Raw genomic sequence first — 2,109 nt, 5'->3', positions numbered from 1 at the left:
TCAGTGCTGACCCTCAGATACGAGACGAACTTACCGGATGCCATGCTGTCCTCCTGCGTCACAAATTGCCTAACGAATATATGGCAATTTGATACACCCTCTCGCGCCACTGTCAAGGGGCTGGCTGTTTGGCCTCCGAGGGTCTGAAGGGTGCGCTCCGATCATCTCGGGGCATCGAGGACAGGGGCGGGAGGGCGCCCCCTCTTTCGCCTGGATCGTGTCCCATGGGGCCGGGGTACGGGGGGAAATTTATGTTCGTGGGGGAAGGGGTATGGCCTCGTAAATTTGGGGCATAAATTGAAAACGGCCCGTCACCCTCTATTCGCCAGTGGTCTCCGGGTAATCCAGCAGTTCCACCACGTCCACCAAAGTCTTCCAGTAGGCGACGTCGCCATATTGCCCGTAGGTCATACCATCATGCTCATGTCCCAGGATATCGGCGGAGATAGAGACATCTATCAGGGCGCTTTTCCAATGAGTTGCTACGGTATGGCGGATGGAATGGAAGACGTACTGTGGCCCAAACCCGGCCTCCTTTTTGAGACGTCCAAACCGCTTGCCAATAGCATTGGAGCGATCTTCGTATTTATTGGAGGAAAGCCCCGCCATCACGTATCTGTCCTGGGCATCACGGCTGGATGCAACCAATCGGTCCAGCGTGGGAGCGAGCTTGCTATGGACTGGTACACGTCGCCATCCGGCTTTTGATTTGGCATCCACGACTTCAAAGTACCCGTCCCCAACATGATCCACTCGAAGGGAACAAAGCTCCTCCAGTCTGGCCCCGGTCCACATCCCCAGACGGATCAGGTCTGCAAGCTGGGTATCACCCTTGGCCTCTGCGGCACGGAGAAGCATAACGACCTCGGCGGGGCTGAAACGTTTGCGCTCGTCGCGAACCGCTTCTTTGGCCCCCTCCTTCGGCAGGGTCAGCTTTTCAAAGGGGAGGCTGTCCTCAGGGAGCACCTCAATGGAGATGAGATAAGCCCAGTAACCTCGAACCTCGGATAGCGTCCGACGAACCGTGGCGGCCTTCCTACCCTCCTCTTGGACGAGGCGATTTACCCACCTCTGCACCTCCTTCCGCTTCACGTCCTGCACATACGGAAAAACCTCCGCGAACTTCAGGACGGTAGACCTTTTCATGTCCTTGGACTTGGCCTCATTGGAGAGGGTGGCGATCCACTCTTCCAGATGCTCGTCCGTGCGGGTCATTTGCCCGGTGGCCAGATCGAAGAACCGTTCGGCCTCATGCTGCGCCTTCAGTTCTGCCCACCTAGGGTCCTCTGGCCCCATGACACCAGCCCGCCAAGCGGCATCAATAACCATGCGCTCGGCCTCCTCCTTTATGGAGTCAAGTACCACCACCCGGTCAGCATCGGATGCCCCTCGATACTGGTTAAACCAGAAGCGGGCGCTTTGCTCGATAAGGTCGGGGGATTGCCGCCGAGCGGCTTCGATCTCGGCAAGCCACCTCCCTTTCAGGGGAGCAGCTCTGATCTCGGCTATCCGTTTGTCGTCCGTCTCCAGGTTCTGGAAGAAGCGGATAGCGCGGCCATCCTTACCCCGAACGACATCATTCCGACCGCTTTGACCAAGGGCTTCCTGCACCCCTCTAGGGATATCGTGCATGGCCCAGAACTTCCGGTGTTGCTTGACGAGGTACATATGGGGACACCCTCCACATAGGTCTTCCACATATATTTGCCCGTGAGATCGGCCAGAATCAAGGGTTACGCCAATCAGGCGTTAACGATCATCACCTCCCCCTGGGGACGCCACGCGATTATTTTGGAAAATCATGTGATTCATGCTGACTGGCCCAGGATTTGGGCCGTCGACCCACCGTGCTGAGCCGAAACTTGGACTCGGCCCTCATTCTCCTTGTTCCGGTCGGCCATCCGGCACTGATGCGTGGATGACCAGCTTCGGCGGAGAACGGCACACACCGAGGTGTGAAGTCTCAGGAGGTTGCCCGCTCGATCTGAATCCGGTCCACGCGAAGAGTGAGGTCCCAATCCTGTGACCCTCCCCCCGTGAATGGCTCCAGGTTGAATGTAATAATTCAACTGACCATGAAGGGGACATTCCATGCCGAAGAAGAGACAT

At 57.3% G+C, this 2,109-nt stretch carries 1 protein-coding gene; it reads right to left on the bottom strand.

The window, feature by feature from the left end; translation table 11 throughout:
• Positions 1-318 precede the first annotated feature (318 nt).
• Positions 319-1,668 (bottom strand): tyrosine-type recombinase/integrase, encoded by a 1,350-nt coding sequence (locus A6A04_RS19560; protein WP_068495705.1) that lies wholly within the window; start codon positions 1,666-1,668, stop codon positions 319-321.
• Positions 1,669-2,109 lie beyond the last annotated feature (441 nt).

This window comes from Paramagnetospirillum marisnigri (assembly GCF_001650715.1).
Lineage (GTDB): Bacteria > Pseudomonadota > Alphaproteobacteria > Rhodospirillales > Magnetospirillaceae > Phaeospirillum > Phaeospirillum marisnigri.
Note: the sequence above shows the minus strand (reverse complement) of the source record. Positions and strands in the feature narration are given on the sequence as shown.